Source organism: Mesorhizobium sp. M7A.F.Ca.US.006.04.2.1 (assembly GCF_004022915.1).
Lineage (GTDB): Bacteria > Pseudomonadota > Alphaproteobacteria > Rhizobiales > Rhizobiaceae > Mesorhizobium > Mesorhizobium ciceri.
Genome location: NZ_RZQA01000464.1, coordinates 1 through 5,154, shown reverse-complemented (window position 1 = coordinate 5,154; position 5,154 = coordinate 1). Strand labels below are relative to the sequence as shown.

Annotated in this window: 9 protein-coding genes; 7 read left to right on the top strand and 2 right to left on the bottom strand. The window is 60.7% G+C overall.

Annotated elements, in window-relative coordinates:
* The first annotated feature begins 232 nt into the window (after positions 1-232).
* The 5 genes from EN925_RS22645 to EN925_RS22625 all read left to right on the top strand — a co-directional run bounded on the left by EN925_RS22645 (position 233) and on the right by EN925_RS22625 (position 2,973).
* Entirely contained in the window at positions 233-463 is a 231-nt protein-coding gene (locus tag EN925_RS22645; protein ID WP_013533183.1) for a hypothetical protein, read from the top strand.
* A 143-nt stretch (positions 464-606) separates the two neighbouring features.
* The gene (locus EN925_RS22640) at positions 607-1,062 is read left to right on the top strand and encodes a hypothetical protein (protein WP_127366617.1); all 456 of its coding nucleotides are present in this window, start codon (positions 607-609) and stop codon (positions 1,060-1,062) included.
* A complete protein-coding gene (locus EN925_RS22635) occupies positions 1,059-2,279 on the top strand; it encodes an Nramp family divalent metal transporter (RefSeq protein ID WP_027164011.1) in 1,221 nt (406 codons plus the stop codon). The genes EN925_RS22640 and EN925_RS22635 overlap by 4 nt, the downstream gene beginning before the upstream one ends.
* A complete protein-coding gene (locus EN925_RS22630; RefSeq protein ID WP_063171484.1) occupies positions 2,279-2,638 on the top strand; it encodes a hypothetical protein in 360 nt (119 codons plus the stop codon). Before EN925_RS22635 ends, EN925_RS22630 begins: the two co-directional genes overlap by 1 nt.
* Complete coding sequence (locus tag EN925_RS22625; protein ID WP_244506918.1) at positions 2,638-2,973, top strand: hypothetical protein; 336 nt, start codon at positions 2,638-2,640, stop codon at positions 2,971-2,973. The genes EN925_RS22630 and EN925_RS22625 overlap by 1 nt, the downstream gene beginning before the upstream one ends.
* Positions 2,974-3,003: 30 nt before the next feature.
* Here EN925_RS22625 and EN925_RS22620 read toward each other — a convergent pair whose 3' ends face one another.
* Together EN925_RS22620 and EN925_RS22615 are read right to left on the bottom strand one after the other, a co-directional pair.
* Positions 3,004-3,330, bottom strand: a complete 327-nt coding sequence (locus EN925_RS22620; RefSeq protein WP_127366618.1) for a hypothetical protein — start codon at positions 3,328-3,330, stop codon at positions 3,004-3,006.
* A gap of 90 nt (positions 3,331-3,420) precedes the next feature.
* Positions 3,421-3,675, bottom strand: coding sequence for a DUF982 domain-containing protein (locus EN925_RS22615; protein ID WP_013533177.1), 255 nt, complete (start codon positions 3,673-3,675; stop codon positions 3,421-3,423).
* A 495-nt stretch (positions 3,676-4,170) separates the two neighbouring features.
* Here EN925_RS22615 and EN925_RS22605 point away from each other — a divergent pair, with 495 nt between their 5' ends.
* A complete protein-coding gene (locus tag EN925_RS22605; protein WP_013533176.1) occupies positions 4,171-4,914 on the top strand; it encodes a DUF4142 domain-containing protein in 744 nt (247 codons plus the stop codon).
* Between the two features lie 20 nt (positions 4,915-4,934).
* The coding region (locus EN925_RS22600; protein WP_348630360.1) for a general stress protein at positions 4,935-5,154 on the top strand (220 nt) is incomplete at its 3' end.

Genomic DNA, 5,154 nt, shown 5'->3' with positions numbered 1-5,154 from the left:
TTTCTACGTTGACATGGGATGGCAGACCTCGCCGCTGAAACGCGCGCCGGAGCAGAACCAGGGCGGCAATGCCCCGGCGGATACCGCCCCGGCTGCCGGCGTCCAGAAAAATCCCAGGGAAAACACGGAAATGCCGGGGCAACAGTGATCGATGGCTGGCAGCAACAGGGGAGGGTGACCTGGCCGTGACGCTGTCGAACTGAGATCAACACAGCACCGATCTGGAGTGCGGATGATGGGCATCCTTTCCGACCTCGACAAGAAGCTGACGGACAATATGTACGAGCATGGCAGCGAACTCACCGATGCGGTTTCGGATCTGCCGGAAGCAGTTGTGGAAGCGGTCGAGCGGCTGATGTTTTTCATCCAGCCCGACGCGCGCGACACAGTCAGAAGTCAGGTTCTCGGCCTCATTCACGAATACGGAATCCAAGACGCTTCGAGCGGGGATCGCCCCGATTGACGTTCAGCACCCCACTAGCAATCGAAACCCGATTGAGACCGCCTCGTGCTCCGGATCGGGAGCCGCGGTTGTTGACGGACTCGTCGAGCGCTCTAGATCAGATTCACGCCGGCCGCGGTTTGTTGCGTCGGGGAGACTATTCTGTGGCGCACCAAACGCCTGATTTGATCGTTAGCCGCCGCTATCTCAGGCTTGACTGCTTGTGCCTGCTTTTGCTGATGCTCTCGGCATGCTCATCTTCCGATCAGATCGAGCAGCAATCACGAACCGTGGCGTCCGCATCGCAGACCGTGTTGATGGCGCTGGACGCCTGGGCGGCAGGGGCGGCGCCGACCGCATACACGGTGGACACGCTGCAATCGATCGGCAAGACGCTTGCCGATGTCGGGGCGCAAATCCGGTCCGCCGAAATCAGTGAACCCACCGAGCAAGCTTCTCTGACAAAAGCAGTCAATGATTTGTCGGTCGGGGTGACGCGTGCCGAGGCCGGACTGCAGGCAGATGACCGGCTGGAAGTCCAAGACGCGCAACAGGATTTACGGCTGGCGTCGCGTGCGCTCGCTACCGCCTACGCCAAGTATTTCGCGCCGAAGCCATGAAAAAGCTCATGGAAATATCCCTCGGCGTCGTCACCAGCGTCGGCGGCTTCCTCGAAGTTGGGTCCATGGCGACGGCGGCGCAGGCAGGCGCGATGTTTGGCTTCCAGTTGATCTGGGCGGTGGTGCTTGGCACCGTCTGCATCATCTTCCTTGTCGAAATGTCCGGCCGGTTCGCGGCCGTGAGCCATCACACGATCTCCGACGGCATCCGCGAAAGGTTCGGTTTCAACGTCTTTCTATGGCCGTTGCTTGCCGCCTTGCTGGTCAATTTCCTGGTGCTGTCCGCAGAGATCGGCGGCGTTGCCATCGCGCTCGAACTTGCCACGGGCATAGGCTTCCAGTGGTGGGCACTGCCGGTGGCTTTGCTGGCGTGGCTGCTGCTCTGGAAAGGCACGTTCGGCGTCATCGAGAAGGGCGTGTCGTTTCTCGGTCTGGTGACGCTGTGTTTCGTCGTCGGAGCGGTGATGCTGAGACCTGATTGGACGGCAGTCGCAAGGGGCGCCGTGCCTTCGCTGCCGGTCCACGATGCCGCCAATTACTGGTTCATGGCGGTCAGCATTCTGGGCGCCTCGATATCGCCCTACCTGTTCATGTTCTATTCCTCGGGGGCCATCGAGGACCGGTGGGACAAAAGCTATCTCGGCGCCAATCGGGCCATAGCGGGGTTGGGCATGACCTTCGGGGGCACCATCTCGATCGGCGTGTTGATCGTGGCCGCTCTCGTGCTCGCCACGCATGGCGTCACCCAGGTGGACGACTATCACCAACTGCCGTTGATGCTGATCCCCATATTCGGCTTCTGGGGCTTCGTGCTGTTTGTTGCTTCTCTCGCCATCGCCTGCTTCGGCGCCGCACTCGAGGTCGGGTTGCAACAGGCCTATCTTGTGGCCCAAGGGTTCGGCTGGAATTGGGGCGAGGATCGCAAGCCGCGCGACGATCCGGGTTTCAGCGCCACCTACACGATATCATTGCTGTTGGCGGCTATTCCCATCGCGCTTGGTCTTGACCCGCTGAGGCTCACCATCTTTTCCATGGCGCTGACGGCTGCCAGCCTTCCGCTGACCGTCGTTCCGTTCCTGTTTCTGCTGAACGACAAACGTTATGTCGGCGAGCATCGCAACGGCATTTTGTCAAATGCCGCCGTCATCTTCATCATCGCGCTTGGCTTCGTACTGGCGGTGGTGACCATCCCGCTGCAGATATTCGGAGGCACATGATGAAGTTGCTGCGTGATCTCCTGGACAAGCAGGTGGTCGACCGCGAGCAGGTCAAGGTCGGTAAGGTCGACGGTTTGGTGGCGCAGTTGCGGCCTGGCAAGCCGCCTCGGATCATTGCCATCGAGCTCGGCTCCATCACCCTGGCGCGTCGCCTCGGCGCACGGCCCGGGCGCTGGATGGCGCGGCTCGCGGTCAAGCTGGGTGGCAAGCAGCATGGCGAACCTCATCGGATCGCCTGGCGCAAGGTGAAAGATATCGGCATCGATATCGAGTTCGACATCGATGTGCGAGAAACGTCGATCTTCGCCTGGCAGGACTGGTTGCGCGACCATATCATCGGGCGCATTCCGGGAGCTTGATGATGATCACGGTCAATCTCGAGCATCTGGCGGGGCGGCGCGTACTCTCGCAGCGCGGCAAGAATGTCGGTTATATCGAGGAGATCCGCGCCGAACGGGATGGTGACGATTTCGTCGTCACCGAATTCCACGTCGGGGTCTACGCTGCTTTCGAGCGTCTTTCGGCTTCGGCCATAGGCGTGGCGGTGCTGGATCTTTTCCGATTGCGCCGCCGCGACGGTCTATACCGCATTCCTTGGGACAAGCTCGACATCTCCGATCCCGCGCGACCGCGGCTGCTGTGCCCAATGACCGAACTCTCAGGCATGAAGGACGCGCCGGACCTCCAGGAATAGGTCGTGGGTGCTGCATCGTCGGGATTAGTCTCATCGCAGCATGCTTGCCGCCAGGAAGACCACGGCTGCTGTCAAAACGACAGCTGCAATCACCAACACCGGCCAGTTGCCGCTAGGCCGCAGTTCCGGCTCGCCTTCGACCGGACGCATGGCATTGGCAAAGCTGGCATCGTTTTCGAATTTTGGACGAGTGCGCGGCGGACTTGTCTTAGCGACCGGATTTTGTGTGTCCGCGGCCTCTGCGTCTGTCTCAAGCGGGGCAATGGCGGGATCGAACCCCGGCGTCTTGTCGTGCGTTGCTCCTGCCTGAACTTCGCCTCTGGCCGCGGCAGGCGTGAGACCTGAAACCTTAGCCATAATCTCTCCCCTTCGAACCAATCTCGGCAGTATCGCACTTGCAGGCGCCAGCGGAACCAAGCTTGCATGCACTGAGGCGACCCGCCACGGTCAGACTTGCTCGCTCAGCAGAATCCTGGCGTCCTTGGCCGCAACGATGAACGCCTGTCGTGCCGCCCTTGTCGGCTTTTCGCCTCGCATGACGGCAAGGCACGCTCTGATCGCGGCAAGACGCCTCTCGGATGTCGGCTTTGGCCAGTCCCGCAGCAGCACTTCGGCTGCGTCCGACACCGAAACCACAACCCTGTCGCGGTCTATCCGGCCAGGTTGAATGACAATCGGCTTTCTGAAATGTCCAGTACGCACATGCCTCTCCAGCGGGATGCACTCTATTCGACACGCCGCTGCAAGAGTGCGCGTCGCGACGCGCTTTAACTCCGCAACCGTCGGTTTGTTCCAGAGCACCTGGCGTTTGAAACAACTAGCCGATGGCCATCCGTGCGCGCCCGTCCCAAGACTTACAACAGGTCCTTGCGAAGGAAGATTCGTACATGCCCTGGAATTCCGAATTCGACTTTGCCGAATTCCTCGAACCCATGCTGCATGTAGAATAGCGGCGCCTGGAAACTGCTTGTCTCGACCACGGCTTTTTTGCAGCCACGCTGGTTCATGGTGCCGGCGTTCCTGTCGCCTGTCACTTCTCCACATTTTACGTCGATGTGGCAGATCTCACGCGAGATAATCCGGCAGCCTCATGCGTGGATCGTGGTGCTGCCGGGCCTGCAGGCATGTCGTCTGGGTATCGGAACAAAGCGCATCTTGGCCTGTTAGGGCGACGCATCCCAGGCAAGGACAAAGCCGATGAAAACACGACAATTTTTCGCATCGCTCGCCGCTGCTTCCATTCTTCTCGCCGTGCCTGCTTTTGCTGCCGACAGCGCCCAGGCCTTCGTCGACAAGGCTGCCATCGGCGGCAAGTTCGAAGTCGACTCGAGCCAGATTGCCTTGGGCAAGGTTCAGGACCAGAGCATCAAGGACTTCGCCCAGATGATGATCCGCGATCACGGCGCGGCCAATGCCAAGCTGGCAACGGTGGCCGGCGAACAAAAATTGAAAGTGCCGTCGGCGCTTGATGCCCAGCACCAGGGCGATCTCGACAAGCTCAAGAATGCGCAGGCACCGATCGATCCAGCCTATGTCGACATGCAGCGCAAGGCGCATGCCGACGCCGTCAAGCTGTTTGAAACCTATGCCAGCGGCGGCGACAACGCCGGGCTCAAGACATTCGCCCAGCAAACGGTCGATACGCTGAAGACGCACCAGCAGATGATCGAAAAGATCGCAGCCGGGCAGGACGCCATCACGGGAGCGACAACACCGGCGGTGAAGACCGACAATACCCCCAATGCCGCCGCTCTCGTTCCCGGCGCAAACAGCTTCACCGAAGCCCAGGCCAAGAGCCGCATCGAGGGTGCAGGCTATACCAACGTGTCGAAGCTTACCAAGGACGACCAGGGCATCTGGCGGGGCCATGCCACCAAGGCAGGCGAAAGCCTCGCCGTCGGCCTGGACTATCAGGGCAACGTCGTTGCCGCCAGCAAGTGAGCACGGATCAGGAGAAATCAATGAAAACGGTAACTGGACTGTTCGACAATTATGACGACGCGGCCGACGCGGTCCGCGAACTGGAAGCCACGGGCGTCCCGCATGCGAACATCAGCATCGTCGCCAACAACTCGGATGACTGGTACGAGGGCGACCGTTCGGAGGCTGCCGAGGATGCCGGGGCTGGCGCGGGGATTGGAGCCGTGATCGGCGGTGCCGGCGGATTGCTGACAGGGCTGG